Below are 24,843 nucleotides of genomic sequence, written 5' to 3'. Positions count from 1 at the left end.
CGGCGCCGTTCAGGCCTCGCCGAGATCAGGCTCTGTCAATATCCCCTGACGCAACGCCAATCGGACCAGCTCGATGTCGGAGCCGACGCCGAGCTTGTCCTTGATCAGCGAGTGCAAATTTGCCACCGTCTTCGGGCTGACGTGCAGCGTCTCGGCGATCTCCTCCGTCGTGTTCTCGGCGAGCAGCAGCCGCAGCACCTCGAACTCGCGCGGCGTCAGCACGTCGGCGGCGGACCTCTCGCCGCTGATCCGGCTCAGCGCCAACTCGTGGTCGATGTCGGGGCTGATCGCGATCTTGCCGGCGAGCACGTCCATCACCGCGCGCACCAGGGTCTCGGGCGGGCTGGTCTTGGTGACATAGCCTCGCGCGCCGGCACGGATCGCCTGCATGGCGAATCCGGCATTCTCGTGCATGGTGAAGACGAGGATCTTTGCCGCCTTGTCCCGTTGCCTGATACGCCTGACGGCCTCGACGCCGCCGATGCCCGGCATGCTGAGATCCATAATGACGAGGTCGGGCGCCTCGGATTTGTACAGACGGTAGGCCTCGGCGCCGTCGCCGGCTTCGGCGATGACGCGCAAGCCCGGCTGTTTCTGCAGCACGGAGCGATAGCCCTCGCGGACCACCGAATGGTCGTCGACCAGCAGGATGGTCGCGGTCATGCCGCGTGCTCCAGCGCCTGCGGAGTCGCGGCCGCGAGCGGAATGACCACGCGGAGCGCCGAGCCGCCGTTGGCGCCGGCCTCAAAGCTGAGCCGGCCGCGCAGCGCCGCGACGCGCTCGCGCATGCCCAGCAGGCCCATGCCGGATTTCGCGGCGGGATCGTGCGAGCGTCCGTCATCGTCGACGGCGAGCGCGATCTCGTCGGCATGCATCGCGAGTTCGAGGTTCACCTTGGTGGCGCCGGCGTGCTTGGCAGCGTTGGTGAGGGCTTCCTGCACGATGCGATAGAGGTTGGCGCTGATCGTGGCCGGCAGGGTCTCGAACGTGCCGTCGAAGCGGATGGAAAAGCGCGTCTCGCCGCGACTGCGTCCGTTCCACCCCGCAACGAGACCTTCAAGACTGGCAACGAGGCCCAGCTCCTCGACATCAGGCGGGCGCAGCCGGAACAGAGCGCCGCGCAGCGTCTCCATCATGCCGGTCGCGGTCCGCGCGATGCCGTCGCATTCGCCGAGCAGGGCGGGACAATCCTGCGCGGCAGTCTGGCGGGCGGAGGAGGCGAGCGCGCGGATCGCGGCCAGCGACTGCCCGAACTCGTCGTGCAGCTCGCGGGCGAGATGGCGCCGCTCCTCGTCCTGGAGTGCGATCAGTTTCCGCGTCAACTCGGCGCGCTCGGCGAGCGCGGTATCGAGGCTCTCGGCGAGATGGTTGAAGACATCGCGCACCGCGGAAAGCTCGGCGAGATCGAACGGCGGCAGCCGAGCGGTGAGGTCGCCAGCGGCAATCTGCTCGAGGCCGGCGCGGATCATCCGCGTCGGGCGCAGCGCGCGCGCCAGCGCGGCATAGACCAGGACGCACAACAGCGGCAGGGCGATCGCCAGCGCCAGCATCAGGCGGCCGGCCTCGTGCCAGGCCTCGGCCGTCTGCACGGCCGGATCGACCGAGACGACGGCCTCGCCGAACTTCGTTCCGCGCAGGATCACGGGCCGTGCCGCTTCGCGGCCGGGGTCGAACAGGCCACGGTAGAACGCCGTGAAGAGCTGCGGCGGCGGGTCCTCAGGGATCGGTGCGCCGCTACAGAAGCGCTGGAGCATCTCGCCGCCGGTGCCGCGGAAGGCCAGGCACAGGCCGGGCGTCATCACATACGCCGAGACCGGGTCGAGGTTGGGAAAGTCCGAGCGCGGGCTCGCCGTCCACAGCACCTTGCCCTGCTGCAGCTCCAGCGTCTTTGCCACGATGGCGGCGATGCTGTCGATGCGGGCGTGCGCCGCACGGTCGGCCGTGATGAGGAAATAGGCTGATATCGCGGCGAAGCAGGCGGCCGATATGGCGGCCACGCGCAAGGTCAGGCGGACCTTGAGATCGAATCTTTCGCGGTTCCACATCGGCGGGCACCTGGCGCGAACGGAATGTCGCTTCCGCATTAAACGGCAGAACGCTGGCCGCGCAAAGCGGCACGCTTACTGCAGTGCAGCGTCGTGAAATTTTCCCGGCATTAGTCGGGATGGCCGCGGCTGCGGTGCGCGGAGCGACCGCCTAGCTTGCGGCGTTTCCGTCATGTGAGGCCCCAATGCGCCGTACCCTGTCGTTGCTGTCGTTCCTTGTTCTCCTCGGCGCCGGGCTGAATGGCCGGGCCGTCGCCGCTGACAGCACCGCCATTGCGCTCGACGATTTCAGCTACACCGATACCTCGGCCGAGCCGGCCGACCAGAGCGCGGCCCACGAGCGGCGTCTCCAGGCATTCATGGTCGCGCTCCGGCGGGATATCGCCGCCGATCCGCGCTACCGGCTGGCTCCGTCGGTGCAGGGCGGGGCGGCGTTCAAGGTCATCGGCGGCATCCAGAAGACGAGCACCCTGGTGCAATGGGCCAAGGTCGCGGTGATCGACGTCGGCGCCAGGAAGGTCGTGATGGACAAGCTCTACACCTTCCGCGGCGACAACGACGAATCGTGGGAGCGGGCCGAGATCTTCGTCTCCCGCGAAATCATGGGCGCGCTGGCGCAGCCTAAAGCGCGATGAATATCATCGCGCTTCAGCTTATTGTTTGAGCGTGATCCTTCCGGAAAACCGCTGCACACTTTTCCGGATCATGCCTTAGAACGTCAGCTGCACCTTCATCGATTGCGAGCGGTCGCTGGCAAGCTCGAACGCGGCGACCGCGTTCTCGAATGGCATCGTCGCCGTGATCAGCGGCTTGACGTCGATCAGGCCTTCGCCCATCAGCCGCACCGCAAGTTCGAACTCGGGATCGAAGCGGAAGGTGCCGCGAAGTTGCAATTCCTTGGCGACGATCGAGTTGATCGGCAGCGTCATATCGCCGCCGAGGCCGAGCTGGACCAGTGTCGCGCCGGGCCTGAGCACGTCGAGTGCGGTGCGCAGTGCGGCCTGATTGCCGGAGGCCTCGAACAGTGTGTCGAACACGCCCTTGCCGGCGCGCCAGGGATCGAGCGCGGTGGCATTGGTTGCGACATTGATGGCGTGGCTGGCGCCGAGCTTCTTTGCGACGGCGAGCGGGGCGTCGGCGACGTCGGTGACCACGATCTCGGACGCGCCGCCGAAACGTGAAACAAGGATCATGAGCGCGCCGATCGGGCCGCAGCCGGTGATCAGCACGCGCTTGCCGAGCAGGGGGCCGGCCTGCTTGCCGGCATGCAGGCACACCGCGAGCGGCTCGGCGACCGCGGCTTCCGCCAGCGACAGCTTGTCGGCGATCGGAACGGCCTGCGTCGCGTCGACCGTGATGAACTCGCGAAAGCCGCCCTGCACATGGGGAAAGCGCATCGCGCTGCCGAGGAAGCGCATGTCGAGGCACTGGTTGCGCATACCCTCCTGGCAATGCAGGCACGCCCCGCAGGGCTTGCTCGGATTGACCGCAACGCGCGTGCCGACGTTTACGCTGCTGACGCCGTCGCCAACCGCCGCCACCACGCCCGCGATCTCGTGCCCGAGCGCCATCGGCTGCTGGATGCGCACGACGCCGAAACCGCCGTGATGATAGTAGTGCAGGTCGGAGCCGCAGATGCCGCCATTGGCGATCTTGACGCGGACCTCGCCCGGGCCCGGCGCCGGATCAGGATAATTGTCGATCCGCAGATCCTTCGGGGCGTGAATGACGACGGCGCGCATGAGCTTGTTCCCTGGTATTCGCGATTACATCGCGGCGATCATGCCGCCATCGACATAGATGATCTGCCCGTTGACGTAGGTGGAAGCATCCGACGCCAGAAAGATCGCGGCGCCCACCAACTCGTCCGGCTTGCCCCAGCGCTTGGACGGGATGCGGCCCATCAGCCAGGTGTTGAAGTCGGTGTTGTTGACCAGCGCCTCGTTCATGTCGGTGAGCATGTAGCCCGGGCCGATCGCATTGGCCTGGATGCCGTGCTGGGCCCATTCCACCGCCATCGAGCGGGTCAGGTTCTTGATGCCGCCCTTGGCCGCCGTGTAGGGGGCAATCGTCGGGCGCGCCAGCTCACTGCCGAGCGAGCCGATATTGATGATCTTGCCGTGCTTGCGCGGGATCATCCGCTTGGCAGCCTCGCGGCCGATCACGAAGGCGCTGGTGAGGTTGGTCTCGATCACCTTGCGCCATTCGTCGGTGGTGAACTCGACCAGCGGCTTGCGATGCTGGATGCCGGCATTGTTGACGACGATGTCGACGGCGATGCCTTTTTTGTCGAAGTCGTCGAAGGCGGCGACGATCGCAGGCTCGTCGGTGACGTTGAAGGCGGCGCCTTCGGCCTGGTAGCCGGCGGCACGAAACTCGGCGACGGCCTGCTCGACGCGCTTGGCATCGACGCCATTGATGATGATCCTGGCGCCGGCCTTGGCCATGCCTTCGGCAATGGCGCGGCCAAGCCCACGCGAGGAGCCGGTCACGAGCGCGGTGCGGCCGGAAAGGTCGAAGAGGGCGGTGCTCATCTCAAGAAATCCTCAAGCGTTGGAGCGGCGCACGATCAGATCGGAGCGATCGAATACGGCGGGCAGAAGGTCGACGCCAAGGCCGGGACCTTCCATCGGGAAGACATGACCGTCCTTGATCACGGGCATCGTGGTGACGAGTTCATTGTACCAGCCCTTGTAGAAGGCGCGCACCGATTCCTGGATCAGCGTGTTGGGCTGGCTGAACGACATGTGGATGGCGGCAATGAAGCCGATCGGGCCAATGCAGTCATGAGGAGCGAAGGGCCGGTGATAGGTCTCGGCCATGGCCGCGATCTTGCGGCCCTCGGTGAGACCGCCGGTCCAGCACAGATCCGCCATCACCACATGCATGGCATCGCGGTCGAGCATGTCCTTGTAGGGGAAGCGCGAGCCCAGCGTCTCGCTGGCGCAGACCCAGACGTCGGTTGAGCGGGCATATTCGGCCAGCGCTTGCGGTGAGTTCATGCGGATCGGGTCTTCGTACCAGGTCGGCTTGTAGGGCTCGAGCGCGCGCGCGATCTGCTTGGCGGTCGGTAGATTCCACAGCGAGTGGAGCTCGACCATGATCTCCATCTTGTCGCCGACCGCTTTGCGGATCTTTTCGAAGGGCTCGATCGCCTGCTTCATCTGCGCGGCGGTGATGTAGAGACCCTTGTTCTCCTGGGCCGCGGGATCGAACGGCCAGATCTTCATCGCGCTGATGCCGCTCTCCAGCAGGCTTTCGGCCAGCGCGTCGGCGCGGTTCATGAAGCCGTCGAGGTCTTCGTAGGGTCCTTTGTTGGCGCCGAGATTCCAGTTCGCAACCGGGCTGATATTGGTGGAGCGGACATATTGCGTGCCGGCGCAGGTGTTGTAGATGCGCTGCTTGTCGCGGCAGAGGCCGCCGAGCATCTGGTGCACCGGCTGCCCGCAAACCTTGCCAAACAGGTCCCACAGCGCGATGTCGATCGCCGAAGCCGCTCGATACTCGACGCCGGTGGACGACTGCGCCATCGGCAGGTTCAGCATGTCGCGATGGATCGCCTCGATATGCAGCGGATTGCGGCCGAGCAGGCGGCCTGCAAAGGTGTCGTGGATCTGCGCTTCGACAGCGCCGGCACCGTAGAACGTCTCGCCAAGGCCGATCACGCCCGCATCGGTGTGAACGCGCACCCAGATGACATTGGAGAATTCCTCGGTACGCAGCGTCTCGATCGACGTGATCTTCACGGCCTTTGCTCCCATTACAGGCGCGATGCGCGCCTTGTTGTCATTTTGCAGCGCAGCATGTTGCGAGCGGCCCCACGTCTTACGCCTGCTTGTAATATATCACAACATGTTTTAAGGGTGCCACAAATGCGGCGCCACCCAGCAACGAGAGCGCGGGCTGACAGGAGAGGACGACATGGCACGGCGCAAGCGCGCGCTCGAGGTGGTGAGATCGGAGGACGGCGGCGAGGGCAGGCCCTCGCGGCGCAATCGTCTCAATTTCTTCGAGCTGGCCTATCAGAAGATCGAGGAGCTGCTCGTTCATTGCGAGCTCAAGCCCGGTCAGTTCATGACCATGCTGGAATTGCAGCAAATCACCGGCTTCGGCCGCACGCCGGTGCATCACGCCGTCAATCGTCTCTCCGCCGACACGCTGATCATCATCCGTCCGCGCCACGGCCTGCATATCGCGCCGATCGATCTGGCGCGCGAGCGCATGCTGCTGGCCTTGCGGCGAGACATGGAGCGTTTTGTCATTCGCCTCGCGGCGGATCGCGCCAGTCTGTCGCATCGTAATCAGGCGCTGCACATCGAGCGTGTGCTGCGCGAACGCCGCGCCACCTTGAGCCTCGACGAATTCAACAGCATCGACCGCCGGATCGACGCGCTGGTGCTGGAAGCGGCGGGCGAGCCGTTCCTGGTGCATACGCTCCGGCCGCTGCACACGCTGTATCGTCGCATCGGCTACATCCACCACCGCTTCATGCCGGGGCAGGCCGATCTGTCAGGAACGATCGATCATCATCTCAGTATTCTCAGCGCGGTCGCGAACCGCCGCGTCGAGGATGCCGTGAAGGCGAGCGACGCCCTGATCGACTACATGGGCGAGATGTTCACGGGCATGGAGGCGGGGATCGATCCGCGCCTGCTCGATTGCAGCATCGAGCCGCTGCTCGGCGCGTAAAGAAATTCAAAGAGAGGAACAAACATGTCAACGATGGCCGTGCCACAACCGACCGCGAGCGAAGCCGCTGTCCGCTACCTCATCACCAACTACAGTCCCAAGGGCAGCAAGGTCGGCTGGCTGATGATGGCCTCGATCCTGGTCGAGGCCTGGGACCTCTATTCGATCGCCTTCGTGCTGATCTTCATCAAGGAGCAGTACAATCCCGATCCGCTCATGCTCGGCCTTGCCGCGGCGGGCACGCAGGGCGGTGCGTTGATCGGCGCGCTGCTCGGCGGCTGGCTGTCGGACAAGATCGGCCGCCGGGTGATGTTCCTGGTCACGATGGTGATGTTTATCGTGCTGGCGCTGGCACAGGCCTTCGTACCCAACGTCACCTGGCTCGTCGTGATCCGATTCCTGCTCGGCATCCCGCTCGGCTCCGACATCTCGACCGGCTACACCTACATCATGGAATCCATGGCCAAGGGTGAGCGCGAGGTCATGGGCAACCGCTGGCAATTCATGTTCGCTGTCGGCGAGGTGCTGACCATCGGTGTCATCGTGATCTTCCTGCTGCTCGATATTCATCACGAGACGCTGTGGCGCGTGACGCTCGGTCTTGGTGCTGTGCCGGCGCTGATCATCCTGATCATGCGCCACGACGTGCCGGAGACCGCTGTGTGGCTGGTACAGAAGGGCCGCTTCCGCGAGGCCAAGCAGGTCGCGCGGGAGATGTTCAACGACGATCTCGCCATGCTGCCGGACCAGGACCAGGTCGTGCCGAGGGTCTCGACCCGCGCCTTCCTCGCCGACCTCAAGAAGGATCCGATCCGCTGGCGTGCCACGATCTACGGCTGGATCGCCTGTTTCATGCAGGCGAGCGAGTTCTCGACCTTCGCATTCTACCTGCCGGTGCTGTTCGCGATGGTCGGCGTCTCGTCAATGCTCGGCAACAACCTGGTGACAATGGCGCTGTTTGCGTTCGCCGGGCTGTCGGGCTGGGTCGGCCCCTTGCTGACGCCGAAGATCGGCCATCGCGGCATCTCGATCGCGGGCTTTTCGATCGTGCTGGTATCGCTGCTCGTCGCGGCGTTCGCGCTCTACACCGACAACAAGATGCTGTTGCCGTTCGCGGCCGCCGCCATGCTGTGGGGACACTACTGGGATGCTTCGAACTGCATGACGATCCCGACCATGGTCGCCAAACCGAAATACCGCGGCACCGCCAGCGGCTTCGCCTACATGTTCGTGAAGCTTCCGTCGTTCCTGGCGATCTTCCTGTTCCCGTCGCTGTTCGCCGCGATCGGGCAGGCCAACGCCACGCTGTTCGTCGCAATCTTCCCGCTGATCGGATTGCTGGCTGCAATCTTCATCCTGCCGGAAGTATACGGCTACGAAAACGACTAGCAGCGATCGCTATCTGATCGCGGCCGCCAAGGCCGCGATCAGCGCGGGCGGCGTCACCAGCATGCCAAGCCTAAGAAACGGCCAGGCGCCGACCTCGATCTTCTCCCGCCGCAGCGCGACCAGCCACAGAATGGTTGCAAGCGACCCCGTGACCGACAGATTGGGCCCGAGATCGACGCCGATCAGGATGGCGCTGACGACGGATGGGGGCAGATGGTCGCTCGCGGCAACGGAACCGGCGACAAGTCCGACAGGCAGGTTGTTGGCGACGTTGTCGGCGATCGCGGTCGCGATCCCGACGCTCCAGGCCGCTTGCGGGACTGATTGCCTGACCGCCTGCTGCAGCAGCGCGCTGAGCTGCCCGATCACGCCGGTCTTGATCAGCGCTTCCACCATCACGAAGAGACCGCCGACCAGCGGCAGCACGCTCCAGGAGACCCCGCGCAGCACCGGCAGCGGCGATTGACGGTTGATCAGCAGCACGATGGCGGCGGTCACCACGCCGCAGATGAAAGTCGGCAGGCCCAGCTGCTTGTCGAGTGCGGAGGCCGTGACCAGCACGAGGCCGATGGCGACGATGCCGACGGCCGTGAGCTTGCCGCCGCGGCCGAGCGTTGGATGTGGCACGCTGCGCGCGATGGTCTCTTCCTTGAGTGCGCGGTGCTGCGTCAGACGCAGCACGACATAGGTCAGCACGATCGAAGCCAACGACGGCAGGGCGAACAGGCGCAGCCATTCGCTCAGCTGCGGCATGCGTGCGCCGAACACGACGAGATTGGCGGGGTTGGAGATCGGCAGCACGAAGCTCGCGGCATTGGCGATGAAGGCGCAGACGAAGAGATAAGGCAGCGGCTTTGCGCCGGCCGCGCGGGTGGCGGCATAGACGGCAGGCGTCAGCACGATCGCGGTGGCATCATTCGAGAGTAGCACAGTGACGAGCGTGCCGACCAGATAGATCAGCAGGAACAGCCGTTGTGGCGAACCGCGCGCATGTTCGACTGCGAAGGCGGCCAGATAATCGAACAGGCCTTCGAGCCGCGCCAGCTCGGCGATCAGCATCATGCCGATCAGGAAGAGATAGACGTCGACGCCCTTCGCGATTCCGGTGAGGGCATCCTGCCACGGCAGCAAGCCGAACAGCACCAGCGCTGCCGCGCCGAGCACGGCCCAGATCGCCTCGGGCAGGCGAAAGGGGCGGATGATGACGCCGGCAGTGGCGGCGACGATGATGCTCCAGGCCCAGATGGCGTCAGACGGCAGGGTCGGCAAGTCGATCTCCAAAATTCTGCCCTGACTATCGCGCTCGGAATGGATCCGCCAGCCTCAAAATTTGACCGCCAGCAGCACCGCGCCGGCACCGATCATGGCGATCCCGATCCAGCCCTGCGCTGTTGGCCGCTCGCCGAGAAAGGCGCAGGCGAACATGGCGACCAGCACGACGCTGAGCTTATCGATCGGCGCCACCAGCGTCGCGGGACCGAGCTTCAGCGCGCGGAAATAGCACAGCCACGACGCGCCGGTCGCAAGTCCTGACATCACCAGGAAGAGCCATGTTTTCGGGGAGACCGCCGATGGCACGACGAACTGTCCGGTGAAGAACAGCAGAATCGAGAATGCCAGCAGCACCACGATGGTCCGGATGAAGGTCGCCAGATCAGGATTGATGTTCTCGACGCCGACCTTGGCGAAGATCGCGGTCAATGCGGCAAAGCAGGCGGAGAGCAGCGCCCAGGTTTGCCAGGCGGACAGGAGAGCGGGTTTCATGGGGATATTCCTTAGCGAGCCACCGACAGCTTCTCCGTGATCGCCTTGCGCAGAATGCGTGAGAGCGATTCGACGGAATAGGGCTTCTGGATCAGCTCGAAGCCGCGATGGGCGTTTTCGGCGAGCACGTTGCTGTAGCCGCTGGTAAGAACGACGGGCAGGCCCGGATAGCGCTCGCGAATGATGCCGGCGAGCTCGACGCCGTTCATGCCGGGCATGATGACGTCGGAGAACACGAGATCGACGGCGAATTCGTTCTCGCCGAGGATGGCGAGCGCCGCGTTGGCGTTGGGGACGCGGCGGGTGACATAGCCGAGGTCCTCCAGAAGCTCGGTCGAGAACTGGCCGACGTCGTCATTGTCCTCGACCACGAGCACGCGATAGCCGCGTCCGGTGGTGGCGGCTTCGCTGGTCAGCGCCGCGGCCTCCTTCTCAGTGGCGGGGCTCTGTGCCTGCGGCAGGTAGATCGTAAATGTCGCGCCCTGTCCAAGCGTGCTCGTCACCGCGATGTCGCCGTCGGACTGCTTGGCGAAGCCGAAAGCCTGGCTGAGCCCGAGGCCGGTGCCTTTGCCGACCTCCTTGGTGGTGAAGAACGGCTCGAAGATGGCATCGATGTTCTCAGGAGCGATGCCGCTGCCGGTGTCGGCGACCGAGATCGCGACATAGTCGCCGCTGCGCGCCGATTGCGCGCGCAGGTTCGGAATGCCCCGGACCTTGCGGACTGAAATGGTGAGGCGGCCTTCGTCGTGCATGGCGTCGCGGGCATTGATGGCAAGATTGATCAACGCAGTCTCGAACTGCGCGATGTCAGCGACGGTAAAGCAGTCGGCATCGTCGATCTCGACCGCGATCTCGATGCGGCCGCCGACCAGCGGACGCACCAGCTGCGCCACGCTTTCGACCTGGCTGCCGACATTGAAGATCTGCGGCTTCAGGGGCTGCCGGCGTGCGAACGCCAGAAGCTGCGCGGTCAGTTTTGATGCGCGCTCGACGGTGTCGGAGATGGCGTCGACATAGCGGCGGCGACGCTCTTCCGGCAGCTCGCGGCGGCGCAGGAAGTCGGTCGCCGAGCGGATGATGGTGAGGAGGTTGTTGAAATCGTGCGCGACGCCGCCGGTGAGCTGGCCGATCGCTTCCATCTTCTGCGACTGCCGCAGCGCTTCCTCGCCGCGGCGGCGCTCGGTGATGTCGACGGCCTCAGGCACCGCGCCGGTGATGTTGCCGTGACGGTCGAGCACCGGGCGCATGCCGAACTCGAAATCGCGCTCGCCGATCGGCAGCCGTAGCCGCATCTCCATCCGCACCGCCTGGCCTTTCAGCACGGTCTCGAAGGCCTCGCGCACGGCGGCGCCCATGCCGCTTGTGCCCGTGAACCAGGGCGTTTCCCAGAACGGCTTGCCGACCACATCCTCACTGCGCGCCTTGATGCCGTCGAGCGCGGTGTTGTTGGCGTAGACCAATTCGCCCTCGAGGTTCACCAGGAACTGGTATTGGTTGCTGGTCGCCAGGATCGCGCGAAGCCTTGCCTCGTTGGATTCGAGCTCGGCGGTGCGTTCGGCGATGCGCTCTTCCAGCGTCTCGTTGAGCTTGCGCAGCTCGATCTCGGCCTGCTTGGCGACGGTGATGTCGTGAGCGACGCCGATGAAGCCGATATGCTTGCCGGTCGGATCCCAGCGCGGCTGCGACTCCGAGCGCAGCCAGCGCCATTCGCCGGACGCATTCTTGTAGCGCGCTTCCAGCACGAAGGGCTTCAGCGAGGCTTCGCCTTGCACCGATTGCTGCAGGACGCGCTGCAGATCGTCGGGATGCAGCACCTTGCGCCAGTCGAAGGCGATGGCCTGTTCGTAGGGCAGGCCGAGAAAGTCGACATAGGCCCGGTTGGCGAACGAGCGCGTGCGGTCGAGCTTCGTCACCCAGATCGGCACCGGCGCGCTGTCGGCGATCAGCCGAAATCGCTCCTCGCTTTCGCGCAGCGTCTCGCGCACCAGCATCTGATCGGTGGCGTCGATATGGGCGCCGACGAGCCGGATAGCGCGGCCATCGGCGTCGCGCTCGATCTTGGCGACGACGCGGATCCAGCGGGTCTGGCCGTCGTTGGGACGGATAATACGGTATTCGGCGGTGTAGTCCTCGCTGGAGCCGGCCAGTGCCGCGAAGAAATGCTGGAGGCTCGCGTCGCGGTCGTCGGGGTGGATGCGACTGACCCAGTCCTCATGCGTCTCGCCCGTAGCCTCTGGCGGCAGCCCGTGGATCATCAGATATTCAGGCGAGCGACGGTTCTTGAAGCCTTCACGGAAATCAACCTCGAATCCGCCGACCTTGCCGATGCGCTGGATGCGCGCGAGCTCCGCCTCGCGCTCCTGGAGCGCGCGATAGGCATTGTCGCGCTCGCGCGCGATGTCTTCGAGGTGCTGACGCAGCCGTTCGGCGGCGATGGTCTCGGGCAAAGGATCGTTCAAGGCGTCGGCCGTTGTGATGCGGGGGCGCACGTGCCGGGCCAATATTCACACAGACAGGGCCTGATAGCCATTGCTCAAACGCGAATAGGTCAGGAAACGTCGCGCGGAAGGGCGTGTGGCGGGTATGAACGAACGCGAGATCCGGCTATTTGTTCCTGGTACTGGAACGATGAGCCTCAGCGCGCGTATGTGCGGGGCGCCACAGCTGATATTGGCGAGGCTCCCTTTCCCGAGAGGCCAAAGCTTGAAGCTCTTTGTCTGCCAGGACTGCGGCAATGTCCTCTACTTCGAGAACCGCGCCTGCGAACGCTGCGGCCATCGTGTCGTTTTCCTGCCGGAGCAGGAGACCATGTCGGCGGTCGAGCCGGATGGAGGAGGCTGGAAGACGCTTGCGGACAAGGGCGAGAGCTGCATGCTCTGCCGCAATGCCGAGTACGATGCCTGCAACTGGCTGACGGATGTTGGCGATACCACGGGCTTTTGCCGCGCCTGCCGCCACAACGGCATCGTGCCCGACCTCTCCGATCCCGCGCAGCTCGCCGGCTGGCGCGAGCTGGAGGTGGCGAAGCACCGGTTGTTCTATTCCCTGATCCGCTGGAAGCTGCCGCTCCAGACCCGGCAGGACGATCCCGAGCATGGCCTGATCTTCAATTTCCTCGCCGACGACCCGAGCACTGGGCAAAGGATCATGACCGGCCACGACAACGGTCTGATCACGATCGCGCTTACCGAGACCGACACCATCGAGCGCGAGCGGCGCAGGCTGGAGATGGGCGAGCCGTATCGGACGCTGCTCGGGCATTTCCGACACGAGGTCGGGCATTATTTCTGGGACGTGCTGGTGCGTGATGGCGAGAAGCTGCAAGAATGCCGCGCCGTGTTCGGCGACGACACTGTCGATTATGGTCAGGCCCTGCAGCGACACTATGCCGAAGGCGCGCCGCCGGACTGGCAGCAGAATTACGTCTCGACCTATGCGACCATGCACCCCTGGGAGGATTTCGCCGAGACCTGGGCGCACTACCTCCACATCGTCGACACGCTGGAGATGGCCGGCGAGTTCGGCATGGAGGTGCGTCCCAGGGTCGACCATGACGGGGAGTTGACGGCGCGGATTCGCTTCAACCCCTACGAGGCGAAAGGCGTCGAGGCGCTGGTCAACGCATGGCTGCCCTTCACCTTCGCCATGAACAGCGTCAACCGTGCCATGGGCTTGCGCGACCTCTATCCCTTCATCCTGTCCCCGGCGGTGGTCGCCAAGCTCGGCTTCATCCACAGCCTTGTCCGGGAGGTCGCCAGGGATAAGACCAAGGCCGGGAAGCCCTAGGCAGTCCCAGGGGCGCTCCGCGGCCGCGCCGGTCTTGTGCTGGTACGCCAGAGCGGGGCGGATTTAGACCGTTGCCTCCGGCCGATTTTGCTGTACCACGACAGGATACGGCCCCGTCCGGTCGGCCCGCCAACGGCCCCGGGAGGGGTCCCGCCCAAGGGACGAAGCTCAAGAAATCATGTTCAAACGCATCCTGATCGCCAATCGCGGCGAAATCGCCTGCCGGGTCATCAAGACCGCCCGCAAGATGGGCATTCAGACGGTCGCCGTCTATTCCGAGGCCGACCGCGACGCCCTCCATGTCGAGATGGCCGACGAGGCGGTCCTGATCGGCCCGCCCGCCGCGGCCGAGAGCTACCTGGTGATCGAGAAGATCGTCGAAGCCTGCCGGAAGACGGGCGCCGAGGCCGTTCATCCCGGTTACGGCTTTCTGTCCGAGCGCGAGGCGTTTCCGCGGGCGCTGCAAGCGGCCGGCATCGTCTTCATCGGCCCCAACCCGGGCGCGATCGCCGCGATGGGCGACAAGATCGAATCCAAGAAGGCGGCGGCGAACGCCGATGTCTCGACCGTGCCCGGCTTCCTCGGCGTGATCGAAGACGCCAAGCATGCGGTCAGGATCGCCGACGCGATCGGCTATCCCGTCATGATCAAGGCCTCGGCCGGCGGCGGCGGCAAAGGCATGCGCATCGCCTACTCGACCCAGGAGGTCGAGGAGGGATTTGGCCTCGCCAAAGCGGAAGCGAAGGCCTCGTTCGGCGACGACCGCGTCTTCATTGAAAAGTTCATCGTCGATCCCCGCCACATCGAGATCCAGGTCCTGGGCGACAAGCACGGCAACGTGATCTATCTCGGCGAACGCGAATGCTCGATCCAGCGCCGCAACCAGAAGGTCATCGAGGAAGCGCCATCGCCGCTGCTCGACGAGGCCACCCGCCGCAAGATGGGCGAGCAGGCCGTCGCGCTGGCCAAGGCCGTGAATTATGATTCCGCCGGCACGGTGGAGTTCGTCGCGGGTCAGGACAAGAGCTTCTATTTCCTCGAGATGAACACGCGTCTCCAGGTCGAGCATCCCGTCACCGAGCTCGTCACCGGGGTCGACCTCGTCGAGCAGATGATTCGCGTCGCTGCCGGCGAGAAGCTCGCCATCGCGCAGAAAGACGTCACGCTGACCGGCTGGGCCGTGGAGTCGCGCCTCTACGCCGAAGATCCGTTCCGCAACTTCCTGCCCTCGATCGGGCGCCTGGTGAAGTACCGTCCGCCGGCGGAAGCCAGCCAGGACGGCATCACGGTGCGCAACGACACCGGCGTGCAGGAGGGCGGCGAGATCTCGATCCATTACGATCCGATGATCGCCAAGCTCGTCACGCATGCGCCCTCGCGCGCGGCCGCGATCGAGGCGCAGGCGACTGCGCTCGACTCGTTCTATGTCGAGGGTATCAGGCACAATATCCCGTTCCTGTCGGCGCTGATGCATCATCCGCGCTGGCGCGAGGGCCGGCTGTCGACCGGCTTCATTGCCGAGGAATTCCCCAAGGGGTTTGCAGTGCGCGTGCCCGAGGGTGAGGTCGCGCGGCGGATCGCCGCGGTCGGCGCCGCCATCGATCACGTGCTCGGCGAGCGCAAGCGGCAGATTTCCGGCCAGATGGGCGGCCGGGTCGTGCAGCGCGAACGCCGCCGCGCCGTCTGGCTCGATCGCCAGGAAATCCAGCTCGAGGTCGGACGCGAGGGCGAGGCGATCGCGATCCGCTTCGCCGATGCCGAGGGCAAGGCCGGCAACGCGCATCTGCTGCAGTCGCCATGGAAGCCGGGCGATCCGGTCTGGCAGGGCACCATCGACGGGCATTTCGTTGCGGTGCAGGCGCGGCCAATTCCCAACGGCATCCGCCTTGCGCACCAAGGCGTCGAGGTGCCGGTCTATGTCTGGACCGAAACGGAGGCGACGTCTGCACGCCTGATGCCGGTCACCACGGCTTCTGACAGCGGCAAGAAGCTGCTCTGTCCGATGCCCGGCCTCGTGGTCTCGATCGCGGTCACCGAAGGGCAGGAGGTCAAGGCCGGCGAGACGCTGGCCGTGGTCGAAGCCATGAAGATGCAGAACGTGCTGCGTGCCGAGCAGGACGGCACCGTGAAGAAGATCCACGCCAGCGCCGGCGCGACGCTCGCGGTGGACGCGCTGATACTGGAGTTTGCGTGAGCGTAGGAGTTGGGCGGGCGATCTGCCCACAAGCATAGTCATTGCGAGGAGCCCTTCGCGACGAAGCAATCCAGTCGGTCTCCGCGGATGCATCTCTGGATTGCTTCGCTTCGCTCGCAATGACGGATTATGATGAGGCCTTCGTAACTCGATCGAGACAGCACCATGGCCTTTCGTTCCCGCCGCGAAAAACTGCGCCTCATCCTCTCGGGCTCGGCTTGCGTCCATCCCGGCTCGGTCTATGACGCGATCTCGATCCGCATTGCCGAGGATCTCGGTTTTCCGCTCGGCATGTTCGGCGGCTCGGTGGCCTCGCTTGCGGTGCTCGGCGACCCTGACGTCACCCTGATCACGCTCACGGAGCTTGCCGAGCAGATGCGGCGGATGTCGCGCGCGGCCAGCCTGCCGGTGCTGGTCGATGCCGACCATGGCTACGGCAATGCCCTCAACGTGCGCCGTACGGTGCAGGAGCTGGAGACGGCGGGCGCTGCCGGCCTCACCATCGAGGACACGCTGCTTCCCGCAGCTTTTGGCGAAGCCAAGGCGCAGCTGATCTCGTTGGAGGAGGGCGTCGGCAAGATGAAGGCCGCACTCGATGCGCGCAGCGATGCCTCGCTCGTCATCATGGGCCGCACCGGCGCCGCCTCGATCACCTCGATCGAAGATGCGATCAAGCGTGCCAGGGCCTATGAAGCGACCGGGGTCGATGCGCTGTTCTTCACCGGCATCAAGTCGCGCGCCGAACTCGAGGCGATCGCGTCCGCTACGCGCCTGCCGATTGTGCTCGGCGGTGCGCCGGATGAACTGAATGGCGTCGACTACCTCCAGAGCCAGCGCGTGCGCATCGCACTCCAGGGCCATGCGCCGATCGCCGCGGCGACGCAAGCGGTCTACGAGGTCCAGAAAGCGCTGCGCGAGGGCACGTCGCCGAAAGCACTGAAGGGAATGCCCTCGGCGGAGCTGACCAGGCGCATCATGCGCGACGCCGAAGTCAAGGCGCGCAGCGCCGATCTTCTCGGGCTGAAGCGATGAGCCGGGCGATCCTCCAGGTCATGATCCAGGGACGCGTCCAGGGCGTCGGTTATCGCGCCTGGGTCGAATACCAGGCGACCGCGAGCGGCCTCGAGGGCTGGGTCCGCAACCGCCGCGACGGCCGCGTGGAGGCGCTGTTCGCCGGCGCGCCCAAGCACGTTGCCGACATGGTCGCGCTGTGCCGGCATGGTCCGCCGTCATCGCGCGTGGATAGCGTGACGAGTGAGACGGCAACCGCCGATGAGCTGAACCTGCGCCGGGCAGGGGAAGCATTCTCAGTGTTGCCGACGGTGTAGGGGAACGATCGGCGCTCGCCGTGTTTACCTCTGCCTTCGGGAGAGGTGTAGAAACCCTCACCTCGGCAGCTTCGCGATCGCCTCGCTCAGCTCGTGGATTTCGTACGGCTTGCGCAGGATCGGGAAATCGCCGCGCACGTCGGCTGCGATGTCGCTGTAGCCGGTGGCGAGGAGGATTGGCAGGCCGGGGCGGATCTGGCGAAGGCGATGGGCGAGACTGAGTCCGTCCATCTTCCCGGGCATCACGATGTCGGAGAACACGAAGTCGACGCTGTTCTTCTCGACTTCGTGCAAGGCGGCTTCGGCATCAGCAACGCGCCGTACATTGTAGCCGAGCTGCTCCAGAAGTCCGGTGCTCACCAGGGCCACGTCGGGATTGTCTTCGACCAGCAGCACCGTGCCGCTGCCGCGCAGCGGCGCAGTCCCGGACGTCTCGCTCGGTGCGGTCTCGGTTTCACGCCGCAGCAGGATGGTGAAAGTCGTGCCCTGGCCGAGCTCGCTTGCGACCTTGACCGTGCCCCCGGCCTGGTGCGCAAAGCCGTGCACCTGCGACAGGCCGAGACCGGTGCCTTTTCCGACCGGCTTGGTCGTGAAGAACGGTTCGAAAATCTTGTCGACGACGTCTGAGGGGATGCCCAACCCGGTATCGGCGACGGTGATGGCGACGTATTCGCCGCTATGGAGCGGATCGTCCAGGACGACGTTGTGCGCGCCGATCGTCACCATGCCGCCGTGGGGCATCGCGTCGCGCGCGTTGATGACGAGGTTGAGCAGAGCCGTCTCGAACTCCGAGACGTCGGCCTTGATCGGCCAGACCTCGCGCTCGATCTCGAAGGCGAGACGGACGCCGCTGCCGACGCCGGCGTGGAGCACCTCGCGGATCGCCTCGATGCGATCGCCGAAATGGATCGGCTGCGGATTGACGCTCTGCCGCCGCGCGAAGCTCAGCAGCTGCCCCGTGAGCGCGGCGCCGCGCTTGGTGGCGGTCTCGATCGCCGAGATCGCGCGCTGCAATCTGGAATCCTCGGCGGCGCCCTTCTTCAGGACGTGAAGGCTGCCGCTGATGATCATCAGCAAATTGTTGAAGTCGTGCGCGACGCCGCCAGTGAGCTGGCCGAGCGCATCGAATTTCTGAGACTCGGCAAGCTGCCTGTGCATCGCCTCGAGCTTGAGCTGGTTGTTGCGGCGCTCGGTGATATCGCGGGTGATCTTGGCAAAGCCGACGAGGTTGCCGTCCTCGTAGATCGGGTCGATCACGACGCTTGCCCAGAAGAAGGTGCCGTCCTTGCGGACACGCCAGCCTTCCTCCTCGTAGCGGCCCTGGTCACGCGCGATGCCGAGTGCACGGGCAGGCTTGCCGTTGGCGCGGTCAGTTTCGGAGTAGAAGCGCGAGAAATGCTGGCCGAGGATCTCCTGGGGCGAATAGCCTTTGATCCGTTCGCCGCCGATGTTCCAGCTCGTGATGATCCCGTTGGGATCGAGCATGTAGAGGGCGTAGTCCGCGACTCCCTCAACCAACAACCGGAAACTCCGTTCGCTTTCGAACAAGTCTCTCTGTTGACTGGACTTTCTGATCATTCCGGACCCCGCCTTGACCGGAGCAAACGCTGCAGAATGCGTTTGGTTCCCGTTTCTGTGGGACGTTTATAGGCAAATAGAGCCGACGGTATGCAACAGGCAAGGCGCCGAAAGGGCTTGACAGACCATCAATCTGATCAGATATTTCTGTTATGACAGAAATCACCGGAAAGAAGAAACTCCCCGCGGCCGTCGAGCGCTTCATCCTGCATTGGGGCGACATGGGCGATCAGTGGGGCGTCAATCGCTCGGTGAGCCAGATTCACGGGCTGCTTTATCTCGCTGAAGCACCGATGACGGCCGAGGATATCGCCGAGACGCTCGGCATGGCGCGCTCCAACGTCTCCAACTCACTGAAAGAGCTGCTCGCCTGGAACCTGATCCGGCGGGTGCCGATCCTCGGCGACCGCCGCGATCATTACGAGGCCGAGACCGACATCTGGGAGGTCGCGGTCCGCATCGCGGCGCGGCGCAAGGAGCGGGAGCTCGATCCGGCGATCGCGGCGCTCAGGGCCTGCGTATCCGATGCCACCGGGGATCCGACCATCAATCCGGTCGCGAGCAAACGCTTGAAGGAGATGCTCGCCTTCACCGAGCTCGCCGACCACTGGTTCATGCAGATGCTGAAAGTGCCGCGGCCGCGGCTGGTCGCCTTGATGCGGCTTGGCGAAAAGATCGCCAACCTGCTGCCGATGGGCAAGGCCAGATAGTGGTGAGGAGGGTGCGATGACGTCGGCGAGATTATCAGGCTCCAACGCACCAACCCCTGCTCACATCAAACTGCTCGATGATCGCCGCTTCCGCGCGCTGCTGTCGGACGAGGATTGGGGGCGCCTGCCACTCGCGACCTGGCGGCGCTTTTCCAAGCGTGTCGCCGATGGCGACAGCTCGGCGTGGTCGAACAGGTCGCCTTCAGCGACATCGGCTGGTGGTTCGCGCAGGCCGCACGCCTGATCGGCGGCCCGCTGCCGACGGCGCGCGACACGGCTGTGCCGATGATCGTGACGGTCACCGAGGACGGCGCAACCGGCGGTCAGACCTGGACCCGGATCTGTGCGCGCAAGCGCGGCTTTCCGCAGGTGATCCAGCTTGCCACCGGCTACAGCGACGTGCTTTGTGTTCCGGCACGAGACGCTGCGCAGTGCGTTCGAGGCGATCCTGTGAGGTGCTCAGGTTGCAGCCAGGCTCCGGAACGTCGCCGCCACCGCGCGCAGTGCCGCGAGCTTGGCGGGATCGCTGACCTTCGAATGCAGCATCACCTTCGAGCTGCCGAGTTTCGGCAGCTTGTGCGCAGGCCCGATGTCAACAAGGCCCGCCGGAGCAATCCGTCGCGCCAGGGGCGCGACGGCGAGGCCGGCGAGTGCGGCGGCGACCACCGCCGTGACACCGCCGCCGACGAAGCGTTCCCGCCAGGCGAGGCCCGCCTTGTCGAGCGTGCGCACGGCGATCGCGCGGACGCCGCAAGGCGGAGCGAGGGTTGCGAGCGGCAACGGCTCACCCTTTGGCAAGGTGAAGCGTCGTGCGGCGAACCAGCCGAATTCGTCCTCGGTCAGTTTCTCGCCGCCACGGCGGCTGCCTTCCTGGCGGACGATGACCGCATCCAGCTCGCCTGCATCATAAGCAACCTGCATCTCGCGCGAGAAGCCGATCGTGACCGCGAGCGTGAGGTTTGACGACATCGCGTGCAGACGCTCCAGCAGCGGCACCAGTTCTGGGCCTGCGGCGTGATCGGAGATGCCAAGCGAGAGCGACTGCGCGGCCGGTGCCTCGCCGGACAGCGCGCTGTCATGCGCAGCCATCAGCGCGCGGGCGCGATCGAGGAAGCCTGCGCCATCGGCGGTAAGCCGAACCGCGCGCGGCGAGCGCTCGACGAGACGCTTGCCCAGTAGTGTCTCCAATCGTTGCAGCTTGAGGCTGACTGCCGCCTGCGTCGTTCCGAGCGCTTCGGCGGCGCGGGTAAAACTCTGGAGGTCGGCGACCAGCAGGAAAGCCTTGATGGTGGCGATGTCGAGGGTGGCGGTCATTAGAGATCGTTATCACTGTTATCATCAGAGATAACATACAAAAATGCCAAGGGAAGGTCTAGCTTCTCACCCACGCCGCGCACACAGCGCGACCTTGTCGAGGAGAACGACCATGCCCCTGATCACCGTATCCTATGCTTCGTCCCGCCAGTCGCCATCGCCGAAGGCCGATATCGCGAGCGCAGTCTCCGAGCTGACCGCGAAGATCCTGCACAAGGACCCTGAGGTCACCGCCATCATCGTCAAGTCCGTCGATGCGGGTGATTGGTTCGCCGGCGGCAAGTCGCTCGCCGAGCAGAAACTCGCCAGCTACTGGATCGACATCCACGTCACCGAAGGCACCAACACCAAGGACGAGAAGGCGGCCTATCTCGCCGCGATGTTCAAGCGCATGGCCGAGATCCTGGGCCCGCTGCATCCCGAGACCTATCTGCACGTCGACGAGGTCAAGGGCGACGCCTACGGCTTTGGCGGCCTGACGCAGGAACGCCGCTACATCGCCGGCAAGCTCGACGTGTCGCTGAAGGCGGCGTGAAGCTTTTGGGCCGCGGGTGAGCGATCTCACCCGCGGCTCATTAGTCAGCTTGCGGCCCGGAACCGGACTTCTGAATTGTTCAAGAAGCACGTCTTGTCGAACAGCTTCAGGTCCAGCGGGTTCGGCAGCCGGACATCGCTGAGGTCGGGGCAGGGCTTGGTCGCGGGATCAAAGGACCGGTCGATCTGCGAGATAAAGACAACGATCAGGCCCTTGTCGCGCGCAAAGGATTTCAGCGCGCGCACCTGCACGGTCAGGTCGGGGTTCTCCCGTCTCTGGTCCAGCAGTTGCAGATAGTCGATCACGACGACCGTGCCGCGCGGTGCTGTTGCCATTTGCTTGACGACATAGTCGGCGCTGATGGCGTCGGAGCAATCGACCTCGAAGAGTTCGTCGAATTGCGCTGGCTCCGCGCCGATCGCCCGCAGGCGGTCCAGCACGTCCTTCTCGGTGTATTCGAGCGAGAAGAATGCCGCGCGACGGCCTGACTTCATCGCCTCCACCGCGAGTTCAAGGCTCATCAAGGTCTTGCCTTGACCGGGACGCGCGCCAACCAGCACCAGGTCGCCGGGCCTGAACTGCGGAAACAGCTTGTTGGCAGGTTTCACTGCAGCGGCTTTCGCCGCGAGCATGCTCCAGGCGGAAAAGCCTTCCGTCGTGGCGATGCGGTCGAGAGCGTCGTGGAGCGGAATGCCTTCCGCGCGGGAAAGGTGCCTGGCTTTTCGCTTCAAATGATAGATTGGCGCAGACAGTTTCATCGTCAAACCTCCTGATGCGAGCAGAAAGCGCAGTCCCTCCTTATGCCCAGTGCTCGAACAGTCGGTCTGATGGTTTGGTCGCCCGGCATGAGGCGTGCTTTCCCGGCGGAGGGGGGAGGCGTGGGCGGCACCGGAGGCAATGTGTAGCTGATTCCGCGATGAGCGGTGAAGGCGCCTGGCCAGGCTCGAACAGAAAAGGAAAAAGAAGTGTCAGGCGGCCGCTTCCGGCAGCAGCACGCGGGTCGGCCCGAACAGCTCCTCAAAGGCCTGCCGGAGCGCGATGTCGACGTCGGCCATGGTCACGAACTGGCCGAGGTCGGCCAGCGAGGTGACGCCGTAGCGGGCATCAGTGACGCCACAAGGCACAATGCCGGCGAAATGCGACAGCTCCGGCTCGACATTGATTGCGATGCCGTGGAACGAGACCCAGCGCTTCAGCCGCACGCCGATCGCCGCGATCTTGTCCTCGTGCTCAGGTCCCTTGTCGGGCCGCTTCACCCAGACGCCGACCCGGTCTTCGCGCCGCTCGCCGCGGATGTTGAAGGCGGCAAGCGTCTTCAGGATCAGCTCCTCGAGGCTCGCGACATAGGCCCGGACATCAGGCCGGCGGCGCTTGAGGTCGAGCATGATGTAGGCCACCCGCTGCCCGGGGCCATGATAGGTGAGCTGCCCGCCGCGCCCGGTCGCGAAGGTCGGGAATCGGGCGCTGAGCAGGTCGGTCTCCTTGCCTGACGTTCCCGACGTGTAGAGCGGGGGGTGCTCGAGCAGCCAGACCAGCTCCGCGGCCTCGCCCGCCGCGATCGCGGCGACCCGCGCCTCCATCTCGGCCACCGCCTGCGGATAAGGTACCGGCGCGTCCGAAATCCGCCATTCGACGGGCTCGCCCCCGGCGGCGGAAAACGACGTCAAATCGAGTCGTTGGCGGGAGTTCTGAGGCGAATTAACCATTGGCTAACCATAACGTGGTGATGATCGCAGGCGCAAATGCCAAGTCCTTTGGCGTTGAGTCCCAAGTCTTAAGTCCCAAAGATCTTAAGTCCCAAGTTGCGGCGGTCTGACAGTGCCCACACTCGATAAAGTCACCGTGGATCTCATGGTCGTGCTCGGGACGACCACCATGCCGATCCATCAAGTATTACGTCTTTCCCGCGGCGCCATCATCGAGCTGGACGCAACCGAGGCTGACGAGGTCAAGGTCCTGGCCAACAATCTTCCGGTGGCCTCCGGCGTGGTGCTGGTCGACCGCAACCGAATCGCGGTCGAGGTCAAGCAGATGCTGCCGCGGACACCGGGGACGCGGTAGCGGTCGTTCCACCAGATAGGGCCGATCCGGGCGAGGACGAGACTTTCCTGCCAAGCCTGTGGAATTCAGGGCCTTTGCAGGCTTGTATCCCCCTGATGGATTTGTTAGATCGGCGGCCGCTGATCCGGCCAGCCTCACGACCTCAGGCCGGTATCTCCTAGCGCTCGTGGCGGAACTGGTAGACGCGCTGCCTTGAGGTGGCAGTGGGTAACACCGTGGGGGTTCGAGTCCCTCCGAGCGCACCAAAGGCTAACTCATTGAAATGTAATGTTTCATTTCAAAAAGTTACCCGAGCGCCACCCAGAAAGCTTCTCCTTAGTACGTTCCGCTACGGTCGCCGAAGCACCTTCACGGCTCCACGCCGATCCACTCCAAGATGACTTCATTTCGAACGATAGAACAGCGCGCGTCCTGTTGGAATGAGCTGGAGTAGAATATCGTAGTCGCCGACGTTCGGGGTCAGAACAACTAGGCCTAGCTTTTGCGCTTGAAGGAATAGCACGCAATCCTGGAGCGCGCGAAGTTTGCCGTCCTTCTCGTAGCCTTGGAGGCGGCAGAGCATCCCCGACAGCAGCGCACCACGTCCGAGAACCTCGGTGTCCGGCGCAAAAACCCGATGTGGTGACATTGCCCTGATCTGCTTGCCAATCACCTCAATCACAGTGGCGGTTCGCGCGTCGGATGGATCCAATACGCCGACCGTGTGCATCAGTTCCTGGATGGCGACAGTCGAATGATTGACCTGCCGCTGCGCGATCAGGTCGTCCAGGATTTTTGGCGAGCGACCTTGCATCTGATCGATGTATACGGAAGTATCAAGCAGGAGCCCTTGTCCGCCGATTGAGCTCGGATCGACGAACGGCAGCTCGTTGTCACTTCGTCGTGCCAGAGTTCTTGGCGGATCGACGCGCGCCCACCGCCGAGCAGCGTCGAAATCAAACTCCGCCACCTTAAAAACCAAGCTTCAGCTTCGGGTCGACCTGGGCGCGAGACTCCTTGAACGCGTCTGCGAAGTTGTCTTCAAGCGCGACCGTCGCCAGGGCAAACTCGATCAAGTCTGTATCCGTCTCGATGCCCGTCTGCCGTTTGGCCTGTCTCACCAATGCTGGGCTCACCCTGCCGCCGATACGGCCGCCTTTTTCGTTCAGGAGGCCCGACTTTTCCGCCGCGCGCATAACCGCCTCGAATCGCGCCTGGCCCACGACAAACCGGCCTGTCGTTGCCTCCCGATGATAGGCTTTCTGCCCCAAGCCGCCTTTGGCCGCGCCTGCCGCTCGCTTGCCCTGGCGGGCTGGTGATTTACTCGCTGATTCCTTTGTCATGGCAATTTGCCCATGTTCAACAAAACTCCATTTTGTCTAACACTGTAGTTTCCGAATTTCAAGGCGTGTGCTGAAGCCTAAAGCGCCGCCCAGCGATTTTGACGGCGTCTGATGTTGGATTCGCTCTG

The 24,843-nt window shown here is 64.5% G+C and carries 23 protein-coding genes, 1 tRNA gene and 2 pseudogenes; 12 read left to right on the top strand and 14 right to left on the bottom strand.

Annotation, left to right across the window (positions count from 1 at the left end; translation table 11 throughout):
• Positions 1–9: 9 nt before the first annotated feature.
• On the bottom strand, positions 10–663 hold the full coding sequence (locus tag XH88_RS23580) for a response regulator (RefSeq protein ID WP_271670681.1): 654 nt from the start codon (positions 661–663) through the stop codon (positions 10–12).
• Complete coding sequence (locus XH88_RS23575; RefSeq protein WP_271670680.1) at positions 660–2,045, bottom strand: sensor histidine kinase; 1,386 nt, start codon at positions 2,043–2,045, stop codon at positions 660–662. The genes XH88_RS23580 and XH88_RS23575 overlap by 4 nt, the downstream gene beginning before the upstream one ends.
• A 185-nt stretch (positions 2,046–2,230) precedes the next feature.
• Between XH88_RS23575 and XH88_RS23570 the strand changes: the two are divergent.
• Positions 2,231–2,668: pseudogene (locus XH88_RS23570) on the top strand (DUF2380 domain-containing protein); the annotation flags it as partial.
• Between the two features lie 87 nt (positions 2,669–2,755).
• Here the strand turns inward: XH88_RS23570 and XH88_RS23565 are convergent.
• The 3 genes from XH88_RS23565 to XH88_RS23555 are packed head-to-tail and all read right to left on the bottom strand — an operon-like array spanning position 2,756 to position 5,791.
• The gene (locus XH88_RS23565) at positions 2,756–3,787 is read right to left on the bottom strand and encodes an L-idonate 5-dehydrogenase (RefSeq protein WP_271670679.1); all 1,032 of its coding nucleotides are present in this window, start codon (positions 3,785–3,787) and stop codon (positions 2,756–2,758) included.
• A gap of 24 nt (positions 3,788–3,811) precedes the next feature.
• Entirely contained in the window at positions 3,812–4,579 is a 768-nt protein-coding gene (locus tag XH88_RS23560) for an SDR family oxidoreductase (protein ID WP_271670678.1), read from the bottom strand.
• Positions 4,580–4,591: 12 nt separating this feature from the next.
• Positions 4,592–5,791, bottom strand: coding sequence for a mandelate racemase/muconate lactonizing enzyme family protein (locus tag XH88_RS23555; protein ID WP_271670677.1), 1,200 nt, complete (start codon positions 5,789–5,791; stop codon positions 4,592–4,594).
• A gap of 175 nt (positions 5,792–5,966) precedes the next feature.
• Here XH88_RS23555 and XH88_RS23550 point away from each other — a divergent pair, with 175 nt between their 5' ends.
• Entirely contained in the window at positions 5,967–6,734 is a 768-nt protein-coding gene (locus XH88_RS23550; RefSeq protein ID WP_271670676.1) for a GntR family transcriptional regulator, read from the top strand.
• A gap of 24 nt (positions 6,735–6,758) precedes the next feature.
• Complete coding sequence (locus XH88_RS23545) at positions 6,759–8,123, top strand: MFS transporter (protein ID WP_271670675.1); 1,365 nt, start codon at positions 6,759–6,761, stop codon at positions 8,121–8,123.
• Positions 8,124–8,132: 9 nt separating this feature from the next.
• Here the strand turns inward: XH88_RS23545 and XH88_RS23540 are convergent, their stop codons facing one another.
• The 3 genes from XH88_RS23540 to XH88_RS23530 all read right to left on the bottom strand — a co-directional run bounded on the left by XH88_RS23540 (position 8,133) and on the right by XH88_RS23530 (position 12,376).
• Positions 8,133–9,383, bottom strand: a complete 1,251-nt coding sequence (locus XH88_RS23540) for an arsenic transporter (protein ID WP_271671007.1) — start codon at positions 9,381–9,383, stop codon at positions 8,133–8,135.
• 63 nt (positions 9,384–9,446) lie between these two features.
• A complete protein-coding gene (locus tag XH88_RS23535) occupies positions 9,447–9,887 on the bottom strand; it encodes an EamA family transporter (RefSeq protein WP_271670674.1) in 441 nt (146 codons plus the stop codon).
• 11 nt (positions 9,888–9,898) lie between these two features.
• On the bottom strand, positions 9,899–12,376 hold the full coding sequence (locus XH88_RS23530) for a hybrid sensor histidine kinase/response regulator (protein WP_271670673.1): 2,478 nt from the start codon (positions 12,374–12,376) through the stop codon (positions 9,899–9,901).
• Between the two features lie 214 nt (positions 12,377–12,590).
• On the opposite strand from XH88_RS23530, the gene XH88_RS23525 reads away from it, so the two are divergent.
• The 4 genes from XH88_RS23525 (at position 12,591) to XH88_RS23510 (ending at position 17,195) form a co-directional block, all read left to right on the top strand.
• Entirely contained in the window at positions 12,591–13,673 is a 1,083-nt protein-coding gene (locus tag XH88_RS23525; protein WP_271670672.1) for a zinc-binding metallopeptidase family protein, read from the top strand.
• Positions 13,674–13,851: 178 nt separating this feature from the next.
• A complete protein-coding gene (locus XH88_RS23520) occupies positions 13,852–15,867 on the top strand; it encodes an acetyl-CoA carboxylase biotin carboxylase subunit (protein WP_271670671.1) in 2,016 nt (671 codons plus the stop codon).
• 165 nt (positions 15,868–16,032) lie between these two features.
• Positions 16,033–16,899 carry an isocitrate lyase/PEP mutase family protein gene (locus XH88_RS23515; RefSeq protein WP_271670670.1) on the top strand — a complete coding sequence of 289 codons (867 nt, stop codon included), beginning with the start codon at positions 16,033–16,035 and terminating at the stop codon, positions 16,897–16,899.
• Entirely contained in the window at positions 16,896–17,195 is a 300-nt protein-coding gene (locus XH88_RS23510; protein WP_271670669.1) for an acylphosphatase, read from the top strand. Before XH88_RS23515 ends, XH88_RS23510 begins: the two co-directional genes overlap by 4 nt.
• 57 nt (positions 17,196–17,252) lie before the next feature.
• Here XH88_RS23510 and XH88_RS23505 read toward each other — a convergent pair whose 3' ends face one another.
• Positions 17,253–18,773, bottom strand: a complete 1,521-nt coding sequence (locus XH88_RS23505) for a PAS domain-containing sensor histidine kinase (RefSeq protein WP_271670668.1) — start codon at positions 18,771–18,773, stop codon at positions 17,253–17,255.
• A gap of 152 nt (positions 18,774–18,925) precedes the next feature.
• Between XH88_RS23505 and XH88_RS23500 the strand changes: the two genes are divergently transcribed.
• A complete protein-coding gene (locus XH88_RS23500; protein WP_271670667.1) occupies positions 18,926–19,483 on the top strand; it encodes a GbsR/MarR family transcriptional regulator in 558 nt (185 codons plus the stop codon).
• A 16-nt stretch (positions 19,484–19,499) separates the two neighbouring features.
• Positions 19,500–19,879 (top strand): annotated as a pseudogene (locus XH88_RS39100) (DUF4166 domain-containing protein); the annotation flags it as partial.
• A gap of 63 nt (positions 19,880–19,942) precedes the next feature.
• On the opposite strand, the gene XH88_RS23485 reads toward XH88_RS39100, so the two are convergent.
• Positions 19,943–20,797 (bottom strand): LysR family transcriptional regulator, encoded by an 855-nt coding sequence (locus tag XH88_RS23485; protein WP_271670665.1) that lies wholly within the window; start codon positions 20,795–20,797, stop codon positions 19,943–19,945.
• Between the two features lie 112 nt (positions 20,798–20,909).
• Between XH88_RS23485 and XH88_RS23480 the strand changes: the two genes are divergently transcribed.
• Positions 20,910–21,332: a tautomerase family protein gene (locus XH88_RS23480; RefSeq protein ID WP_271670664.1), complete on the top strand. Its 423-nt coding sequence runs from the start codon at positions 20,910–20,912 to the stop codon at positions 21,330–21,332.
• 44 nt (positions 21,333–21,376) lie between these two features.
• Here XH88_RS23480 and XH88_RS23475 read toward each other — a convergent pair whose 3' ends face one another.
• Both XH88_RS23475 and lipB read right to left on the bottom strand, forming a co-directional pair.
• Positions 21,377–22,090, bottom strand: coding sequence for a DNA helicase (locus tag XH88_RS23475; protein ID WP_271670663.1), 714 nt, complete (start codon positions 22,088–22,090; stop codon positions 21,377–21,379).
• A gap of 210 nt (positions 22,091–22,300) precedes the next feature.
• On the bottom strand, positions 22,301–23,038 hold the full coding sequence (lipB, locus tag XH88_RS23470) for a lipoyl(octanoyl) transferase LipB (RefSeq protein ID WP_271670662.1): 738 nt from the start codon (positions 23,036–23,038) through the stop codon (positions 22,301–22,303).
• Positions 23,039–23,150: 112 nt separating this feature from the next.
• On the opposite strand from lipB, the gene XH88_RS23465 reads away from it, so the two are divergent.
• Both XH88_RS23465 and XH88_RS23460 read left to right on the top strand, forming a co-directional pair.
• Positions 23,151–23,393 carry a FliM/FliN family flagellar motor switch protein gene (locus XH88_RS23465; protein ID WP_011088012.1) on the top strand — a complete coding sequence of 81 codons (243 nt, stop codon included), beginning with the start codon at positions 23,151–23,153 and terminating at the stop codon, positions 23,391–23,393.
• 160 nt (positions 23,394–23,553) lie between these two features.
• Positions 23,554–23,638 (top strand) — tRNA-Leu (locus XH88_RS23460).
• 137 nt (positions 23,639–23,775) lie between these two features.
• Here XH88_RS23460 and XH88_RS23455 read toward each other — a convergent pair.
• Positions 23,776–24,342 (bottom strand): type II toxin-antitoxin system VapC family toxin, encoded by a 567-nt coding sequence (locus tag XH88_RS23455; protein WP_271671006.1) that lies wholly within the window; start codon positions 24,340–24,342, stop codon positions 23,776–23,778.
• Between the two features lies 1 nt (position 24,343).
• Positions 24,344–24,715 carry a hypothetical protein gene (locus XH88_RS23450; protein ID WP_271670661.1) on the bottom strand — a complete coding sequence of 124 codons (372 nt, stop codon included), beginning with the start codon at positions 24,713–24,715 and terminating at the stop codon, positions 24,344–24,346.
• Positions 24,716–24,843: the final 128 nt, after the last annotated feature.

This window comes from Bradyrhizobium sp. CCBAU 51627, assembly GCF_028128765.1.
Classification (GTDB): domain Bacteria; phylum Pseudomonadota; class Alphaproteobacteria; order Rhizobiales; family Xanthobacteraceae; genus Bradyrhizobium.
The sequence above is the reverse complement of the archived record's forward strand: the minus strand, read 5'-3'. Positions and strand labels throughout refer to the sequence as shown.